This is a genomic window from Blautia hansenii (genome assembly GCF_013304445.1).
GTDB lineage: Bacteria > Bacillota > Clostridia > Lachnospirales > Lachnospiraceae > Blautia.
Map to the genome: position 1 here is coordinate 1 of NZ_JAAITA010000003.1, position 17,855 is coordinate 17,855.

The window sequence follows — 17,855 nt, forward strand, 5'->3', positions numbered from 1 at the left end:
CGCCTTGCATATGGAACAATTATTCTACGTCAATATAGCAGAAACTTAGTATTCGCTGTACTAGATAAAATTCAGAGAATAAGAATAGAAAACAACACAAATGTGTACCGGAAATTAACCGGATTATCCTATCCGCACCCGAGTTCGTATGATGAGGCGATAGATAAGCTGACGGATAAAAAGAATGAAATTGAGATTGCTGCAAAAGAGGCTGATAAGTGGCGTGAGGTGGCTAGTGTTGCCAAGGCGGAAATGGAATACGCGCAGTTTGAACTGGCAGAGGCAGAACGGCTTAAAAAGGAGTTGCTGGGAGTTGTGGATGGCGATTCGTACCGAAAGGAGCAGGTAATAGAATTGCGGTATCAGAATCATGTGTTGGAAGAGGAAAATAAGACGCTTAAGGATAAGCTGGAAAAGGCGTATGAGTTTATGAAACAGTTTGTGATTGGTGGGATGAATTTGTTGGAGAAGTTTAAGGAATGGATTGGCGAGAAGGTTAGAGATGTGGGGAGAGGAAGATAAGGTGGAGCCGTGGCTCCACCTTATTAATCTTCAAGGGATGTAATATATTTCATAAATTCCTTTTTAAAGTAAAATGCCCTGTTTTTATCAGATATTTCCCGGCCATAAATATTGGAATATATAGGATGATATGGCTTTGAATCCTTTGTACGAATTTGGATAAATTCACCGCTTGCGGTATGTAAAGTTGCTCTGCTGGATTCAGATAATTGTTGATTTAACTGGTCGCAGATGTTGTAATAGTCTGCTTCAAGTTGCTGGGCAAGAGCTTGATATTTAGGTAGAGATAGGTCTATCTGAATTGGAGCTAGGTACATCCAATCTGCTGGATTTCCGTCCTTGTTGATGGGCACATATAATAAACGCTGGAATTTCTTATATAATTTTGTTTCTTGAAATCTGCGCTTGGATAATAACTCGTCGATAATAGAGGCGGTTTGCGTGATAAACATTGTCTCTAAAGGTTTGCCGGTTCGGTCGCATTTGTTGGTTTTTAGTTCTCCGTCCTCAAAATCAAGGGTTGTATTAGAAAGGTTTAATCCAATGGTCAGTTCTAAAAGTTGCCCAGTTTTCCCTTTATTGATTTTCATCATAGCATCTTGGACTTGGTCGGGTGACAAATATTCTTTGAACGGAATATAAGCAAGTTTCTCTATTCTTGTTTGCGCTTCAATAAGTTTCATGATTCAGACACCTCCTTGAAAAATTCGCTAATCTCAACATTAAGTACATTAGCAATCTGATTTAAAACAGATATGGACAAGCTTTTATTGCATCCGGCAGCTTCGATTTTGGAAAGATAGCTGATGCTGATTTGAGCTTGCTCTGCGAGTTGTACCTGTGTTAATTTTCTTTGTTCTCTGTAATACTTTATATTCGCACCTATAACACGGTATAGGTCAGTATCGTTGTTGAAATGCATACAAACACCTCTTTCACTATTTGTGAATATTATCTCATGAGAGCGGTTTTATATAAATTCACTTATTGTGAAACGAAATAGAGGTAGATTTTATAGAAAAGTTGGTGTAAACTTATTTCTATCATCAGAAAAAGAGGTGCAAGTAATGAAGGCAATTCAAGAGGAAAAATTTGAATATGAGAAATTTATGGTTGAATTAGCTCATAAGGCTCAGGAGACGCAAAAGGATTTTGATAAGTTATCAGAAGCAAATAAGGCAAGAGTAATAAATGAATTGGAAAAGGTACTTGCTGCACGTGGATTGGCTGGTGTTATGGAACATATTAATAGAATGAAATAAGAAGAGGAGGAATGTCTTATTAGTTTACAACCAAATAATTTTAAGATAGAACCAACGACGGTCTGGTCGTTTCCGGACAGAGGCAGTTGGGCAACGCATTCAGGAAAGTATCGAGGGAATTGGTCACCATATGTGCCAAGAAATTTGATACTTCGCTATTCTAATCCTGGTGAGTGGGTCTTAGATCAGTTTATGGGTAGTGGAACAACCTTAGTTGAGGCAAAACTACTTAATCGCAATGCGGTAGGTGTTGACATCAATCCGCAATCTGTTTCAATCTCTGAAACAAATTTACAATTCCAATGTGAAACAAATTCAAAAATTTTTACACGAAATGGTAATGCTACTGAGTTACATTTTATCAAAGATAGTCATATCGATTTTATCTGTACGCATCCGCCTTATGCCAATATCATCAAGTATAGTAAAGGAATAGAAGGGGATATTTCTTTGCTGGGTGTAGATGAGTTTTTGGCTGAAATGTGTAAGGTGGCTGAAGAATCTTATCGCGTACTGAAAAAGGGTAAAATGTGTGCTGTGATGATAGGGGATGTAAGAAAATATGGGAAGATTATTCCGTTAGGATTTCGTATGATGGAATGTTTTTTACGGGCAGGATTTACGAATAAAGAGATTATTATTAAGGAGCAACATAATTGCCGCTCTACAGATTATTGGGAGAAACAGAACAATAGTTTTCTCCTACTGGCACATGAGTACATATTTGTGTTTCAAAAGTAAATTAATTCACAAAGAGTGAAAGTTCTGGTTGTTATTTTGTATGTTTGCAAGTATAATAGATATGTAGAAGATTGTCCTTTTGCGGACATAGAGAAGAGGAATCAGAATGAGTAATTCGAGAGTCGCTCCATTTGTGAAATGGGCTGGCGGAAAGCGTCAGTTGCTTCCACAGATAAAGGAGAGAATGCCTGAAAAATATAATAATTATTTTGAGCCGTTTGTAGGTGGTGGCGCGGTGATATTCGAATTGCTACCTGCAAATGCTCTGATAAACGATATCAACAAAGCATTGATAAATGCCTATAAGCAGATATGTAATGCACCGGAGGCATTTCTAAAGGCTGTAAAGAAGCTGGATGAGGAAATGTGTGAAGATGGAAAAGAGTATTACTATTCTCTTAGGGAGCATTACAATGATAAGCTAATGAAAGCGGAGTTTGATGTTGAGTTGGCTGCATTGTTTGTATTTATCAATAAGCACTGTTTTAATGGCTTGTATCGTGTAAATGGCAAGGGACTTTTCAATGTTCCGTACAACAATAGTCGTAGAGCTTCCGTGGATGAAAATGCCATCATGGAGATTTCAAAATATCTTCAGGGGGTAAATATTATTGATGGAGATTTTGAAGTTGCCTGTAAGGATGCCAAGAAGGGCGATTTTGTATTTATAGACAGTCCGTATGCACCGTTGAACCCAACTTCGTTTGAATCATATACGAAAGAGGGATTTGATATAGAAAGTCATAAACGACTTGCGAAGTTATTTGATGAATTAACAGCCAGAGGTTGCTACTGTATGCTCACAAACCATAATACAGACTTGATAAATGAACTGTATGGTAACAAAGGCTACAGAATAGATGTTGTAAGTGTTAAGCGTATGATTAATTCGGATGCATCCAACAGAGTTGGTGAAGAAGTAATTATATGCAATTATTAAAGGGGTCGGGATAATGGAAAACTTGTTTACAAAAAAAGTGCTATTATACTTCGAGACAGAAGAATCACAATTGATATTAGGTGATTCCTTTAAAATTCTAACAAAAATGGAACCGGAATCTGTGGATATGATATTTGCGGACCCACCATACTTTTTAAGTAATGATGGCATCACCTGTCAGGGCGGGAAAATGGTTTCAGTAAATAAAGGCTCATGGGATAAGCTTTCAGAAAGTGGAACCAGTGTCGAAGAGAAACACAAGTTTAACAGAAAGTGGATTAAGTTATGTAAGAAAGTACTAAAGCCGAACGGCACGATTTGGATATCGGGAACATTACACAATATATATTCGATTGGTATGGCATTGGAGCAGGAAGGCTTCAAGATAATCAACAACATAACATGGCAGAAAACAAATCCACCACCAAACTTAGCATGTCGATGCTTCACACATTCTACGGAAACCATTTTATGGGCAAAGAAGAATGAAAAGAAGTCTCGGCATTTTTTTAATTATCAAAAAATGAAAGAAATGAATGATGGTAAGCAGATGAAGGATGTGTGGACTGGTACGTTAACCAAACCTTCAGAGAAAACAGAGGGAAAGCACCCTACACAAAAGCCGGAATATCTGCTTGAAAAAATTGTATTGTCATCTACGGAGGAAGGACAAGTGATACTGGATCCTTTTTGTGGTTCCGGAACTACCGGAGTAGAGGCTGTGCGATTTGGGCGGAAGTTTATTGGAATAGATATAAGTGAAGAATACTTGGAAATATCAAGGAAAAGATTGGAGAAGGCAGCAAATGATAAATAGAGATTTTGATGAATGGTTGAGCAAGTTTAGACCGAGTATATCAAGTTATGATTACTATATCGACTTTGAAAAAGTTGTAAGAAATGTAGAAGAAATCAAGGTGGAATTGAATATTTTGAACTCCTTGATAGGTTCAAAAAACATAGAGGAAGACTTTGAGAGAATAGCGACAAAGTATCCGGAAACATTGCGATGTGTTCCGTCACTTCTTGCGGTAAGAGGTTATGAAATATATGCGCAGGATGAAGATGGTGCATTCTTGTATAATTTCAAGAAGATGAATTATAGCGTGGAGCAGTACAAAGTATTCATGCGTAAGACCGGATTGTTTGATATGATTGCTAATCATCTGGTAAATAATCTTGTTGATTACGCTCTCGGTATTGAAACTGGATTGGATTCTAATGGTCGCAAGAATCGTGGTGGTCATCAGATGGAAGAGTGCAAGAGGTAATCTGAGAGAGACATTCGAAGTCATGGATACGATTTATAGTATTGATGATATGGAGAATAGGGTAATGGAAAAGGTATTTGTATAAAGAATATTTGACGACAAGTGTATGGAAGGAGAGACGATTATGTTTGGAAACAATAAAAATGATAAAAAACCCATTATTCAAGCGAGTGGCTATAATGGAAGTGAACCCATATGTATATGCCCGAATTGCAGAAAGGAAAATCCACTTAGTGAATTTGGATGCAGAAATATGGGAGATGGAAATGTAAGAAATCAATCATGGTGTAAAAGTTGTAGGTGATATTGTATGAGAGAAGAGATGGTTATTCAAAAGAAAGAATTTGATTGCTTTGATGTATATTTCATGGCAGCGGGGCATTCGTTTGTGTATGCTGATTTTAAGGATACAGATTCTTTTATAGAGGGAATAGTAGAGTATATTTTTCAGGAGGAAAACCTTCTTAATTATGCTAAACGGAATAATAAAATCAGCTTTAGCGGAACACAAAAACAATATGCCAAATTATATAATAACATCACCACTTTACAACTTTTCATAAAAAATACACTTTTGAAAGGTAAATTAATTTTATAGCCTGCCAATCTAACAGATTTGCCTGTTTACACTTTTATTTCAAATTTCCAAAAGTTATCCACATTGAATAATAAACAAAAGCCTGGAAACCCTTGTAAATAAAGGGAATCCGGGCTTTTGTTTTGCCTAAGTGTACCAGAAGTGTACCACATTCCAAAATTATAGGCCTTTTTGTGCATTTTGCCGTAAACGCAAAATAGCGAGTACCTTGATATTTTTGAATGATTATTCCGGATGGTTTTCCATCAGCTGCCCGGTGATATGAAAATCACTTTTTAGATCCGCTTTTGTGCATACCGAATTATAATTTCCTCTGGGACATTGGTAAAGACTACTGCGCACCGCAGATGCGGCAAGGTCTTGACCAATATGCTATTATAAAATAACGAAAAATACTGAAAGGATTATTGTGATATATCGGTTGCGATATAGATGCAAAGGTGAGGAACAGATGAATTGCGAAGATATGGTTAAGATACCTGAATTAAAAGGCGTATTGAACTTGAAAGCCGGGGCAGAGGGGATGCTTCATCCGATAAGATGGATATATTTTGCTGACTGCCTTCAGTGCGTTAAGAATGAGTATCGTGTTGAGGATTATATACATGGCAGTGAATTCGTGGTGCTTACTAACAGGAGCCTCACAGATGACAGCACAAGACTAAGAGAATTAATCAGCAAAATGCAGGAATATGACATAGCTGCACTGGGAATCAATGAAGGGCAGATATCGGACGAACTTACAGACTATTGTAATGAACACAGTCTTCCATTGTTTGAGCTGACAGAGAAATTCCCGCTTGTGGATTTGAGCCAGATAATGTGCCAGCGGCTTGTCCTTGAGCAGAATAATAAGAATTCAGCCGAGCAGTTATTTACATCTATTCTGGATGCTGAGCATCTTAACAGAGAAAATGTATTTGCACAGGCAAGATTTTTAAATGTTGATTTGTCAGGAGAATTCCGTGTTATAGAATTTGCTTACTATAAAGATAAGAATAATTATGATGAAGGCGGATATGAGACTGGCAGACCCGATGGGGGAATGCATCGTGATGATTCACTTACAGTCGGTCAGTCAATAAGCAGGATTATCAGCACAGAATTTTCATATCATCTGTCTAAGAATATTCTTGTACGGTTACAGACTGGTACAGTTCTTGCATTAGTTCCATCTGGCAGGATAAGCGATGAACAGTTAAGAGAAATTCTTGGCAATATAGTAGATATTGCGGGCCGTGAGTATCACACTAACCTCTATGTAGGAGTTGGTAACAGCACAGGCTATCTTGAGGATGTGAAGCTCAGCCGTAATGAAGCATCTGCTGCAATTAAAGTCGCGAATATTTCTAAAGCGGATGAACACATATATTTTTACAAAGACCAGGGCTTGTATACATTAATATCAAAGATTGCAGATGATAAATTCTTAGATGAATTCGTTGAGAAAAATATAGGAAAGCTTATTCACGCAGATGAGGTCAATGATGGCAATCTGTGCGATACACTTGAAAATTATCTCAACCACAACTGCAATGTGAAATATACAGCAGAATCAATGTATATTCACCGCAACACCTTGAATTACCGCCTGAACAAGATTCAGGAAATCTTAGGCAGGGAATTTGATGATATAGAAAGCTGTCTGACTTTAAAACTTGCATTTATGATAAGAAATTACCGTAAAATGCGCCGTGAAATATAGATTTGTGCATGGCGCACGAAAGATTTAGTACACCGTGGACATTGCAATATAAAACTGGACTGTTATAATTTAGACACAATCAAATAAAGCAAAGACAAAGGCGTCGAATTAAGTATTTTGAAATACTTAAATCCGGCGCCTTTTTGTAATTTAAGGAGGACAAATTTATGACAACAAAGGATTTAGCAAATGCATTACCAGAGATTATAACTAAGCAGGTTCCAGGACCAAAGTCAAAAGCACTTCTTGACAGAAGAGATGCAGCAATTCCACAGGCATTATGTGGCAAGACATATCCAATATGTATTAAGCAGGGCGTAGGCGCAATGTTTGAGGATCTTGATGGCAACAAGATTCTTGACTGGGTCGGCGGCGTAGGTGTTCTTAACATAGGTTATTCTAATCCAGAGGTTATAGAGGCAGTTAAGGAACAGGCTGAGAAATATTTCCACACAATCTTCAATGTATATGTACATGATGGCTATGTAACACTTGCAGAGAGATTAAATAAGATTATTCCATGTAAAGGTGATGTTAAGAAAACATATTTCGCTAACTCAGGTGCTGAGTGTGATGAGAACGCAATCAAGATTGCAAAGGCTTACACTAAGAGAAATGGTGTTATCTGCTTCACAGGTGCATTCCACGGAAGAACTAATCTTACAATGGCACTTACAGCCAAGAAGATATATGCAGTAGGCATGGGACCATTTCCAGCAGGAATTTATCGTGCTCCTTATCCATACCTTTACAGAGCGCCTAAGGGATATACAGAAACTGAGGCAATTCAGTACTATATTGATGAGTTGAACAGAGTATTTGATGAGGGTGCTCCGGCAAGTGAGATTGCCTGCATGATTTTAGAGCCACTTCAGGGCGAGGGCGGATTTATTCCAGCACCAATTGAATGGGTTAAGGCAGTTCGTAAAATCTGTGATGACAATGGCATTCTTATGATAGCAGATGAGGTTCAGTGTGGTAACTGCAGAACTGGTAAGTATTATGCTTCTGAGTACTGGAAAGAAGCAGGTGCAGCTCCTGATATCATCACAACAGCAAAGTCTCTTGGCGGTGGTCTTCCAATATCAGCAATCACAGCAAGAGCAGAGGTTATGGATGCAGCTCCAGCCGGAACAATCGGTGGTACATTCTGTGGTAACCCACTTGCTTGTGCTTCTGCGTTAGCAATTATGGATGTAATGCAAAGAGATGATTATGCAGCTAAGGCGAGACATATCGGCGAGGTTGTCACAGCAAGATATAAGGAACTCCAGAAGAAGTATCCGGTTATTGGCGATATAAGAGGTCTTGGTGCCATGATTGGTATAGAGTTCGTAACAGATCCAGAGACTAAAGAGCCAGCAACTAAGCTTGTTGCCAGTATTGTTAAAACTGCTATGCAGAAAGGTCTTCTCCTTGAGAGCTGCGGTACAGCAAGCAACACAATCCGCTTCTTAGCTCCGCTTACAATGACAGATGAGCAGATGGAGAGAGGCCTTGAGATATTCGAGGAGGCTGTTAAAGAAGCACTTGAAGCTTAGATGAATATATAAAGACAAAGGTGTCAGGGCAGATGGATAACCAATATCCGTCTATCCTGACATTCTTTAAAATAACTATAATTGGAGGAGATATCTATGGAACAGAAATCAAAGTTTGATAAGGTAATGGGTGCGTGGGACATACTCGTTATCGCATTTGGCGCAATGATTGGCTGGGGCTGGGTCATTAACTCAGGAGACTGGATTACAACAGCCGGTTTTATGGGTTCGATTATTGCGATGCTTATAGGTGGAGTAATGGTGTTCTTCGTAGGTCTTACATATGCAGAGCTTACGTCTGCAATGCCTCAGTGTGGCGGTGAGCATGTGTTCAGCTACAGGGCAATGGGACCTACAGGCTCATTTATATGTACATGGATGATTATATTAGGATATGTTGCTACATCAGCATTTGAAGCAACAGCACTTCCTACAGTAATCACATATCTGTTTCCTGATTTTAATCAGGTTTACCTGTATTCAATAGCAGGCAAAGACATATATCTCACAACTATTATATTAGGTGTTGGTGTTGCCATTCTTATCACAATTATCAATATCAAAGGTGCTAAGACAGCAGCCATGCTGCAGACAATACTTACAGCAATTATTGCAATTGCAGGAATACTTCTTGTAGTTGGTTCTGCTGTTAATGGTGACGGCTCTAATATAACAGGACAGATGTGGGAGTCTTCAACTGGAAGCACACTTGGAAGCGTGTTCAAGGTTGCCTGCATGACACCATTCTTATTCATAGGATTTGATGTTATACCACAGGCAGCAGAAGAGATTACTGTACCTTATAAAAAAATTGGCAAAATCATGCTGTTATCCATATTCCTTGCTGTTGCATGGTATCTTCTCATAATATTTGCAGTCTGCTACATTATGCCACAGAGTGCAATTGTACAGGAAATGTCATCACAGAATGGGCTTGTATCAGTTCAGGCCATTGAGATAGCTTTCCATTCTCCGTTAATGGGTAAGGTGCTTATCATTGGCGGTTTATGCGGAATTATAACATCATGGAATTCGTTCCTTATGGGTGGAAGCAGGGCTTTATATTCAATGGGTGAATCTCTGATGATACCTAAGGTATTTGGTAAACTTGGAAAGAATAAGACACCAGAAGCAGCCATTATCCTTTGCGGTATTGCATGCTGTATAGCTCCATTCTTCGGAAGAGGTGTTCTTGTATGGCTTGTTGATGCAGCTTCATTTGGATGTGTTATTGCATATATGTTTGTCTCAATATCATTCTGTATATTGAGAAAGAGAAAACCGGATATGGAGCGTCCATACAAGGTAAAGGCTGGTAAATTTGTAGGTGTTATGGCGGTTGCCATGGCTGGATTTATGACACTCTTATACATTATTCCGGCATCATTTTCAGCAGCACTTATATGGCAGGAATGGGTAGTTGTAGGAACATGGCTTGTGTTAGGAGTGTTCTTCTACTTCTATTCTAAGAGAAAATATGGCGCAGAATTTGGACGTGACATCTTCATAGTTGATGAAGATAAGAGCGATGTGACAGAGAATGAAGCTTCTCATATAGCTGCGATTAATAAGAAATACGAAGGAAAGCATTTTGTTGTCACAGTTGGTTGTGAGTACGGAAGTGGTGGACCGGAGATTGCCAAGATGGTTGCAGATTATTTTGGAATAGAGTATTATAACAGGGACCTTGTAGATAAGGTCGTAGAGCAGATTGGCGTTGACAAGGGACTTGTTGAGGAAGCTGATACAAAGATTGGTGTCAGATATGGATTTGATACATCTTATGGTGTACGTTATGCCAACCTTTCAAACCGTGTAATTGATGCACAGTTCCAGACAATTCATGATTTTGCCGAGAAGTCATCATGTGTTATTGTCGGCCGAAGCAGTGACTACATTCTCAGAGACAGAAATGATGTATTAAATGTATTCCTATATGCACCAGAAGAAGATGAGATAGCTGCAGTTATGAAAGAGAAAGGTATTAATGAACGTAAGGCAAGAGAAGAATGGGAGTCTGTTGAAAAGGCACAGCACGCAAGGCACGAATATATTACAGGCAAGAAGCGTGGCGACAGGCATACAAGGGATATCCTTCTTAACAGCAGCCTTCTTGGATGGAGACAGACAGCAGATTTCATTATAGACCTTGTAGAGCGCAAATATGCTATTAGTGATGATGAAGTCAGGAAGGAGGCTTAATATACGATGAAAGGCTTTTTTATTAAAACAGAAGTTGAGGAATTTGATACATTTGAACAGTTCGTGAAAGAGGCCGGGTTAGGATCGGATGATTTAGTGTTTTGTGGTGAGCATACATATAATGATTATGTGAAGCCATTAGGAGTTGAGGTGCAGACACTGTTCAGGGACAGATACAGCAAGGGTGAACCTGTTGACAGTGAAGTTGATGCTATTCTTGATGTGTGCAGGAATAAGAAATTTGGAAGAATTATTGCTATAGGTGGCGGAACTGTTATTGATATTGCGAAATTAATTGCTGTGGCTAAACCTGAATATAATGTGGATGATCTGTATGATAATGCGGCAGAGCTTAAAAAGCATCATCAGCTTGTGGCAATACCTACAACATGTGGTACTGGCAGTGAAGTAACGAATATTTCCGTTGTTAACCGTGTAAGTAAAGGTGTCAAGATGGGACTGGCCATTGATGCAATGCTTCCAGATAAAGCAGTTATGATAACGAATATGCTTGATTCATTGCCATATAAGATATTTGCGACATCATCAATTGATGCAATGGTACACAGTGTTGAATCATTTTTAAGTCCTAACGGATGCAGTATATCAAGAATATTTTCAACAGAGGCATTAAAGACTATTATTTCATGCTGGAAAAAGGCTGTAGATAATGGCGGAGGTGAAGCATGGAAAGAGTTTGCGGCGGATTTCCTTAAAGCCTCTAACTGGGCGGGACTTGGTTTCGGTTATGCAGGCTGTGCAGCAGTCCATGCATGTGCATACCCATTAGGCTCCGTATACCATATTCCACATGGACAGTCAAACCAGTTAATGTTTGCACCTGTAATGAAGAAATACAAAGAACTCCAGCCAGTAGGCAGAATTAATGATCTTGAAGCAATAATAGCCGAAACCCTCGGCTGTAATGCAGATGAGGCTCTTGAGGTATTATATGAACTTATGGACGAAGTCTTAAAGAGTGAACCCCTTAAAAACTTCGGTGTCAAAGAAAGTGACCTTCCGGGATTCGCCAGCGGCGTAATCAAAACCCAGCAGCGTCTTCTGAAGAATAACTATATTCCTCTCACAGAGGAACAGGTACTTGATATATATAAGGCAGTATTTTAAGGTTTTGTTAAGGTTCTTCCAATTCATTCTAAATCTAAAACCGGATATGTCAGTGAAAAAAATATTTATCAATGTGAGGAATGTAAAGATTGCCCTTACAAGAAAGAATGTATCAAAGGGAACAACTGTAAAATACCAATAGAAGAACGAAACAAAGTCTTCTCAGAATCAACAGAAGCATCCAGGAAGAGGAAGCTTTTGGTGAGATGAAACAGGATATGCAGTTTCGCAGATATTTGAGTCGTGGCACATCGAATGTTCTTTCCAAAAGTGTTTTGCTTGAAATGGCAAAAAATGTAAACAAACTTCATAACAAGATACAAAAAGGGAAAACAGGAACACATTTATTTCCTTTGAAGAGTGCATAAATTTAGAAAATCCAAAATTTTTTAAAACTCCGCTTTTGGACTGTATTAATAAAGTATGGATTTTTTACGAAAAAGCTGCCATTTCAGTAGAAACAGAGCAACTATATAGAAAAAATCAAGAAAAAGGAAGTTTCCGCTTCACGATTTACTAATCGTTAAAGAGACAGCACCAGCTGTGAATGTGGTGCGGCTGGCAGGCTTTCGGTGCGTCTTCCGGGCGCAAGCGGGTAATAGCCCCTTATAGGGGCAGTGCAAACCACCGGCTAAGCCGGTGGTCGTGATTGTGTATCCATTGATTATGCTTAACCTCTGTGATAAGGATGGGAATGCTGCTCTTCGTATTCCTCAAGTTTAATTTTGATATAATTCCACAGGACAGGCAGGAATGGCACCAAACATGCAATCAGCACTATAATGGTTACCAGCGTGATGTCGAAAGTGGTTTGGTAAACAAATGCTGCATAGAGAATCAAAAAAAACGAAGAAAAAACTGGTAAATTATTCTTTTCCCTGTGCACGGTTGTGCTTCTGAAGCAGTTTATTGATACGTTCTACAGGATTTAAAAGTTTGCTGATGGAACCGTCATGGTTCAGGGTATCAATGATGAGAGCAATGTATTTACTCATATCGCAGTTTACATAATATGGTTTCTGCAGCAGTTCCTCTGTCTGATATACCAGGTTGGTAGTGAGCAGGCGGTCAAATACACCATTTTCATATGCTTTGTCAAAACGCTCGAGACCGTTAGTGAATAAGCCAAAGGTGGAACACATGAAGATTTTGCCTGCACCTTTTTCCTTTAAAAGGGCGGCAACCTCCAGCATACTGTCACCGGAAGAAATCATGTCGTCAATGATAATCATATCTTTGCCGGAAACATCGGCTCCCAGAAATTCGTGAGCTACAATGGGGTTTCTTCCGTCAATAATGGTGGAATAGTCACGGCGTTTGTAGAACATACCCATATCCACACCAAGTACATTGGCCAGATAAATGGCGCGTCCGGTACCTCCTGCGTCCGGGCTGATAATCATTAAATGGTCGCTGTCTACCTGCAAATCCGGTTCTGCACGGAACAGTCCTTTGACAAATTGATAAGCCGGCTGAACAGTTTCAAATCCTTGAAGCGGAATGGCATTCTGTACACGGGGGTCGTGAGCGTCAAATGTAATGATGTTGTCCACACCCATGTCCGTCAGTTCCTGCAGAGCCAGGGCACAGTCCAGGGATTCTCTTCCTGTTCTCTTGTGCTGGCGGCTTTCATAGAGAAACGGCATAATTACGTTCACTCTGCGGGCCTTGCCTCCTACAGCAGCGATGATTCTCTTTAAATCCTGGAAATGGTCATCCGGGGACATATGGTTAACTTCTCCGCACAGAGAATAAGTGAGAGAGTAGTTGCACACATCCACCATGAGATACAGGTCATCACCGCGGACAGATTCCTGCAGAACTCCTTTTGCCTCGCCGGAGCCGAAGCGGGGAGCCTTGGCGCTGATGAGGTAGGAATCCCTCTCATAACCTTCAAAAGTCAGGTTATTTTTTTCCTGATGGTCCCGGTCTTTTCGCCATTTTACGATGTAGTCATTGACTTTGTTCCCCAGCTTTTCACAGCTTTTTAAAGGGATAATACCCAGGCGTCCTACGGGAAGGGAATCTAAAGGTGTTGCAGTTTTTGGTGACATGTTCATTTTCCTCCTAAAAGTTTTTTTTGGATTCGTATATCATTTCCAACTAATTTCAGCATGGTGTAATTGCTGGTAACTCTGGAAAAGGTTCTTTCGGAATAGGCTTCCATAAAATCGGCCAGAGTCAGGTTGGTGGAGATGATAGTTGATTTTTTATTCATAATTCGCTCATTGATGCAGCAGAACAATTGGGAAGAAACAAAGCTGTTTGTGAGTTCTGTACCCAGATCATCAATGATGAGCAAATCACAGTCGTAGACAAAGGCTGCCATATCTGCGGATTCAGAATCCTTTTCAAAGGCATTTTTGGACAGTAAATCAAATAAATCAAAAGAAGTAAAGTACAGCACAAAGAAAGACCTGTCCAGCAATTCTTTGGCAATACAGTGTGTGAGATAAGTTTTTCCTACCCCGGTTTCTCCATATATAAACAGGTTTCCTGCCTCTTCCCGGAACTTTTCAATCAAGTCCCAGGCTTTGTCATAGGCATTCCGGGCAGATTCCAGTGAGGTAATGCCGGTTGCAGGGTCTGTGATTTCGGAAGAGTAGTAATCAAAAGAAAAATGGGCAAAGTTCTCAGTATCCAGTATGTCCCGGATATTGGACTGGGTATACAGCAAATCCACAGCGGCTTTCCGGAAACAGGTACACTTTTCGTTCCCGATATAGCCGGTATCTTTACACAGAGGACAGTCATAATGCAAATCCAGATAATCGGCAGGATATCCATTTGCCCGGAGAATTTCTGCTTTTTCCAGAGAAAGAGCCTGTATTTTTTCTGCCAGGTCAAAGTCGTCCCCTTTTTGGGCACCCAGAAGAAGACGTGCCTTTAAAAGTCCAAGTCCGGCAATTTCCCTGCGGATTTCCCTAAGGCGGGGAAGCTGTTCTTCTGCCCGGCGGATTCTCTCATCCTGTTGGTGTTTCTGCAGAAGCTGTTTTTGGTTGTAATTACGCATGAGCGCGTCGTATTGAAAATTTTTCAGTGACACAGTAAAATCTCCTTACCTGGTGCTTATTTGCCCAGAAGCTGTGTTTCCAGTTCTGCCATGTTGTTGTAATTTCTCTGCTGGAAATTGTTGAATCTGTTTTTGGAAGCGGGAGCTTTGGGCTTTGGTGCAGCCGCTTTTGCTTTGGCGGATTTTTTCTGCTGAAAATTCAAATCCAGGGAATCAATGTCTGATAAATGATGTACGCCCTGCTTAAACCAGCTTTCCAGAATGCTGTCTGCGTAGGAGAAGCTGGCTTTTCCCGTAGCCAGAACCGTGCGGCTGCAGGCTTCGGAAATAATTTCCAGGGTAAAACCGTACTGGTTCAGCCACAGATTCATGTACTGAATTTCCTTATCCAGGGGATTGCGGTTTTTAATGCCGAAAGCTCTCAATATAGTAAAATAATTTCGATTGTAAAGGTTCGTTTCTTCTTTGGCCTGATTTACCGTAGTGATGCCCTGTTCCGCCCAGGCCAGTCCCACCTTCTTTATGTACGCCATGCTGGTGCTGCCCTTGGATACACAGTATTCCAGAAGGTATTCCATCAGGTCGGCACAAAGATGTACTTCGTCATAAAGATATAAAAGGGTTTCCATATCTGTGGGGGAAAGCGTTTTCCCAAGATACTGTTCTGCAATGAACAGGATTTGCCGTACTTCATCTTTGTTTTTTAATTCCTGTATTTTGTCCAGAGAAAGATTTCCCGAATCAGATGAAGCGGCAGAAACTGCGGCTTCCTGCATCTGCGGGGCAGCGGCTTTAAGAGGAACAAAGACAATACCCGTCAGATTTCCCCGGCTGTCTTTGGCAAGGTCCAGAACCCCGGCTTTTTCCCAGTACCGCAGCGCTCTTTGAATGTCAGCTTCTGTACAGTTTAAAGCGTCTGCAACAGACGTAAAATCCAGAAGTGTTTTGGTCTGGGATGCGTGTCTCAGCAGATAAAGGTAGATTTTTACAAATTCGCCGTTGGCTGAAGGCATGTAGAAATCCAGAAAAACGTTGGATATAAACGTATAGTCCCCGGGAAAGGGGGTGTAAACTTCAAACTGTCCCATGTCGAACTTCCTTTACATCAGAATTTTGTTCATAATGAATCAGTTTCAGTATAGCACACAATTTTTAAAAAGAGAACAAGGTTTTTTTGCGACATCGAAAAACCACGTATTTTGGAGAAGTATGTGGGAAATGTGGATAATGTGGATAAAAAAGTGGATGGTTTTTTATGGGAAACCTGAAATTGTCGAAATTATAGGGATTTTAACATATTTTTAACACAAATGTCGTCGGATTATGTCAACTATAGAATGCACAAAAAAATCCACATGTTCGTGGATAAGAACATGTGGATGAATTGGTGGATAATGTGGATAAGTTTACATACCAAGGAGGTTTTCGCCTATTTTATACACATCTCCGGCCCCCATAGTTATCAACACATCGCCGTGGATACAATTTTTTAATAAAAATTCTTCGATTTCATCAAAAGTGGAAAAATAATAAGCATCCACTCCTTTTTCGGCAATCAAATCCCGCAAATCCCTGGAGGAAATTCCCAGGGTATCCGTTTCTCTCGCCGCATAGATGTCTGCCAGGACAACTTTATCTGCCAGAGCCAGAGCTTCGGCAAATTCCGGCAGCAGGGCTTTGGTACGGGTGTAGGTATGAGGCTGAAATACGCACCAGGTAGTTTTGTGCGGATATTTTGCGGCAGTTTTCAGTGTGGCGGCAATCTCCGTGGGGTGGTGGGCATAGTCATCGATTACAGTGACACCGCCTACTTTTCCCTTGTACTGGAAACGGCGGTCTGTGCCCGTAAAGTGCAGCAGACCTTTCTGAATGGTTTCAGTATCCATGCCGGTCTTGATACCAAGCGCAATGGCAGAGAGTGCGTTGGATACATTGTGAATACCCGGCACAGCCAGGGTGAAATGTCCGATGAACTGTCCGTTTCTGGTGCAGTCAAAGGACGGATGGGCAAACTCGTCAAAGACGATATTCTCTGCTTTGTATTCTGCGGGAGCATTTAGTCCATAAGTAATGATTTCGCAGGGAAGCCCTCTGGTGATTTCTTCAAAATCCGGAATATCGCCGTTGATAATCAGTGTTCCGTCTGCAGGGAGTTTTTCTGCAAAGAGACGGAAAGAATGGCGGATGTCATCTAAATCCTTGAAAAAGTCCAGATGATCCGCATCAATATTCAGAATGATGCTGATTTTTGGGAAAAAGCTTAAAAAGCTGTTGGTATACTCACAGGCTTCCGTAATAAAGGTTTCGGATTCGCCTACCCGGATGTTGCCGTGGATAGCAGGTAAAATACCGCCTACGGAAATGGTAGGGTCAGCGTCCGCTTCCAGAAGAACGTGGGAAATCATGGAAGTTGTGGTGGTTTTGCCATGGGTTCCGGAAACCGCAATGGGGAGTTCATAGTTTTTCATAATCTGTCCAAGCAGGTCTGCACGGGTGAGCATGGGAATGTTTTTTTCTTTTGCGCAGGCAAATTCCGGATTGTCCGGGTGAATGGCCGCAGTGTAAACCACCAGGTCCACATCTTCCTTAATATTAGAAGCTCTCTGCCCAATATAAACTCTGGCGCCTTTGGCTTCCAGGTGTTTTGTCAAATCGGATTCTTTGGAATCGGAACCGGAAATTGGGAAATCTTCACCCAGAAGTATTTCCGCCAGTCCGCTCATACTGATACCGCCGATACCGATAAAGTGAATATGAATGGGTTTATGAAAATCAATCTGATACATAATACAGAATCCCTTCTTTTTCTATTATTATAGTTATAGTAAATTATACCCACTTTTCCCCAAGTTGGAAACCCCTTTCTTTTGTATGGTTAAAAGCAGGTAAAATGTTACAAAAAGAAGTAAAATGTCGAAAAAAAATTGTTAAA

Annotated in this window: 17 protein-coding genes and 3 pseudogenes; 14 read left to right on the top strand and 6 right to left on the bottom strand. The window is 40.3% G+C overall.

What is annotated here, in order from left to right:
* Positions 1–522 (top strand): annotated as a pseudogene (locus G5A70_RS03355) (hypothetical protein); the annotation flags it as partial.
* A gap of 23 nt (positions 523–545) precedes the next feature.
* Here G5A70_RS03355 and G5A70_RS03360 read toward each other — a convergent pair.
* Both G5A70_RS03360 and G5A70_RS03365 read right to left on the bottom strand, forming a co-directional pair.
* Complete coding sequence (locus G5A70_RS03360) at positions 546–1,205, bottom strand: MutH/Sau3AI family endonuclease (protein WP_173748028.1); 660 nt, start codon at positions 1,203–1,205, stop codon at positions 546–548.
* Complete coding sequence (locus tag G5A70_RS03365) at positions 1,202–1,444, bottom strand: helix-turn-helix domain-containing protein (protein ID WP_173748030.1); 243 nt, start codon at positions 1,442–1,444, stop codon at positions 1,202–1,204. Before G5A70_RS03365 ends, G5A70_RS03360 begins: the two co-directional genes overlap by 4 nt.
* A gap of 145 nt (positions 1,445–1,589) precedes the next feature.
* Between G5A70_RS03365 and G5A70_RS03370 the strand changes: the two genes are divergently transcribed.
* The 13 genes and pseudogenes from G5A70_RS03370 to G5A70_RS03430 all read left to right on the top strand — a co-directional run.
* The gene (locus G5A70_RS03370; RefSeq protein WP_173748032.1) at positions 1,590–1,784 is read left to right on the top strand and encodes a hypothetical protein; all 195 of its coding nucleotides are present in this window, start codon (positions 1,590–1,592) and stop codon (positions 1,782–1,784) included.
* 45 nt (positions 1,785–1,829) lie between these two features.
* Positions 1,830–2,525 carry a TRM11 family SAM-dependent methyltransferase gene (locus tag G5A70_RS03375; RefSeq protein WP_330489624.1) on the top strand — a complete coding sequence of 232 codons (696 nt, stop codon included), beginning with the start codon at positions 1,830–1,832 and terminating at the stop codon, positions 2,523–2,525.
* Between the two features lie 106 nt (positions 2,526–2,631).
* On the top strand, positions 2,632–3,465 hold the full coding sequence (locus tag G5A70_RS03380; protein WP_173748034.1) for a DNA adenine methylase: 834 nt from the start codon (positions 2,632–2,634) through the stop codon (positions 3,463–3,465).
* A gap of 13 nt (positions 3,466–3,478) precedes the next feature.
* On the top strand, positions 3,479–4,282 hold the full coding sequence (locus tag G5A70_RS03385; RefSeq protein WP_173748036.1) for a DNA-methyltransferase: 804 nt from the start codon (positions 3,479–3,481) through the stop codon (positions 4,280–4,282).
* A pseudogene (locus G5A70_RS03390) lies at positions 4,272–4,724 on the top strand (DpnII family type II restriction endonuclease); the annotation flags it as partial. The gene G5A70_RS03385 and the pseudogene G5A70_RS03390, both read left to right, overlap by 11 nt.
* Positions 4,725–4,758: 34 nt before the next feature.
* Entirely contained in the window at positions 4,759–4,821 is a 63-nt protein-coding gene (locus G5A70_RS16200; protein WP_244092024.1) for a hypothetical protein, read from the top strand.
* Positions 4,822–4,860: 39 nt separating this feature from the next.
* Positions 4,861–5,040: a hypothetical protein gene (locus G5A70_RS03395; RefSeq protein ID WP_173748038.1), complete on the top strand. Its 180-nt coding sequence runs from the start codon at positions 4,861–4,863 to the stop codon at positions 5,038–5,040.
* 6 nt (positions 5,041–5,046) lie between these two features.
* A complete protein-coding gene (locus G5A70_RS03400; protein WP_173748040.1) occupies positions 5,047–5,334 on the top strand; it encodes a hypothetical protein in 288 nt (95 codons plus the stop codon).
* A 451-nt stretch (positions 5,335–5,785) separates the two neighbouring features.
* Positions 5,786–7,039, top strand: coding sequence for a PucR family transcriptional regulator (locus G5A70_RS03405; protein ID WP_173748043.1), 1,254 nt, complete (start codon positions 5,786–5,788; stop codon positions 7,037–7,039).
* A 167-nt stretch (positions 7,040–7,206) separates the two neighbouring features.
* A complete protein-coding gene (locus G5A70_RS03410; protein ID WP_173748045.1) occupies positions 7,207–8,580 on the top strand; it encodes an aspartate aminotransferase family protein in 1,374 nt (457 codons plus the stop codon).
* A 96-nt stretch (positions 8,581–8,676) separates the two neighbouring features.
* Positions 8,677–10,782, top strand: coding sequence for an amino acid permease (locus G5A70_RS03415; protein WP_180211089.1), 2,106 nt, complete (start codon positions 8,677–8,679; stop codon positions 10,780–10,782).
* A 6-nt stretch (positions 10,783–10,788) separates the two neighbouring features.
* Entirely contained in the window at positions 10,789–11,910 is a 1,122-nt protein-coding gene (locus tag G5A70_RS03425; protein ID WP_173748047.1) for an iron-containing alcohol dehydrogenase, read from the top strand.
* A 27-nt stretch (positions 11,911–11,937) separates the two neighbouring features.
* Positions 11,938–12,278 (top strand): annotated as a pseudogene (locus G5A70_RS03430) (transposase); the annotation flags it as partial.
* A gap of 498 nt (positions 12,279–12,776) precedes the next feature.
* On the opposite strand, the gene G5A70_RS03435 reads toward G5A70_RS03430, so the two are convergent.
* The 4 genes from G5A70_RS03435 to murC form a co-directional block, all read right to left on the bottom strand.
* A complete protein-coding gene (locus G5A70_RS03435; RefSeq protein ID WP_173748049.1) occupies positions 12,777–13,964 on the bottom strand; it encodes a ribose-phosphate pyrophosphokinase in 1,188 nt (395 codons plus the stop codon).
* Between the two features lie 2 nt (positions 13,965–13,966).
* On the bottom strand, positions 13,967–14,956 hold the full coding sequence (locus G5A70_RS03440; RefSeq protein WP_173748051.1) for an ATP-binding protein: 990 nt from the start codon (positions 14,954–14,956) through the stop codon (positions 13,967–13,969).
* 23 nt (positions 14,957–14,979) lie between these two features.
* Positions 14,980–16,011 (bottom strand): DnaD domain protein, encoded by a 1,032-nt coding sequence (locus G5A70_RS03445; protein ID WP_173748053.1) that lies wholly within the window; start codon positions 16,009–16,011, stop codon positions 14,980–14,982.
* Between the two features lie 318 nt (positions 16,012–16,329).
* Positions 16,330–17,709, bottom strand: a complete 1,380-nt coding sequence (gene murC / locus G5A70_RS03450; protein ID WP_173748055.1) for a UDP-N-acetylmuramate--L-alanine ligase — start codon at positions 17,707–17,709, stop codon at positions 16,330–16,332.
* Between the last annotated feature and the right edge of the window lie 146 nt (positions 17,710–17,855).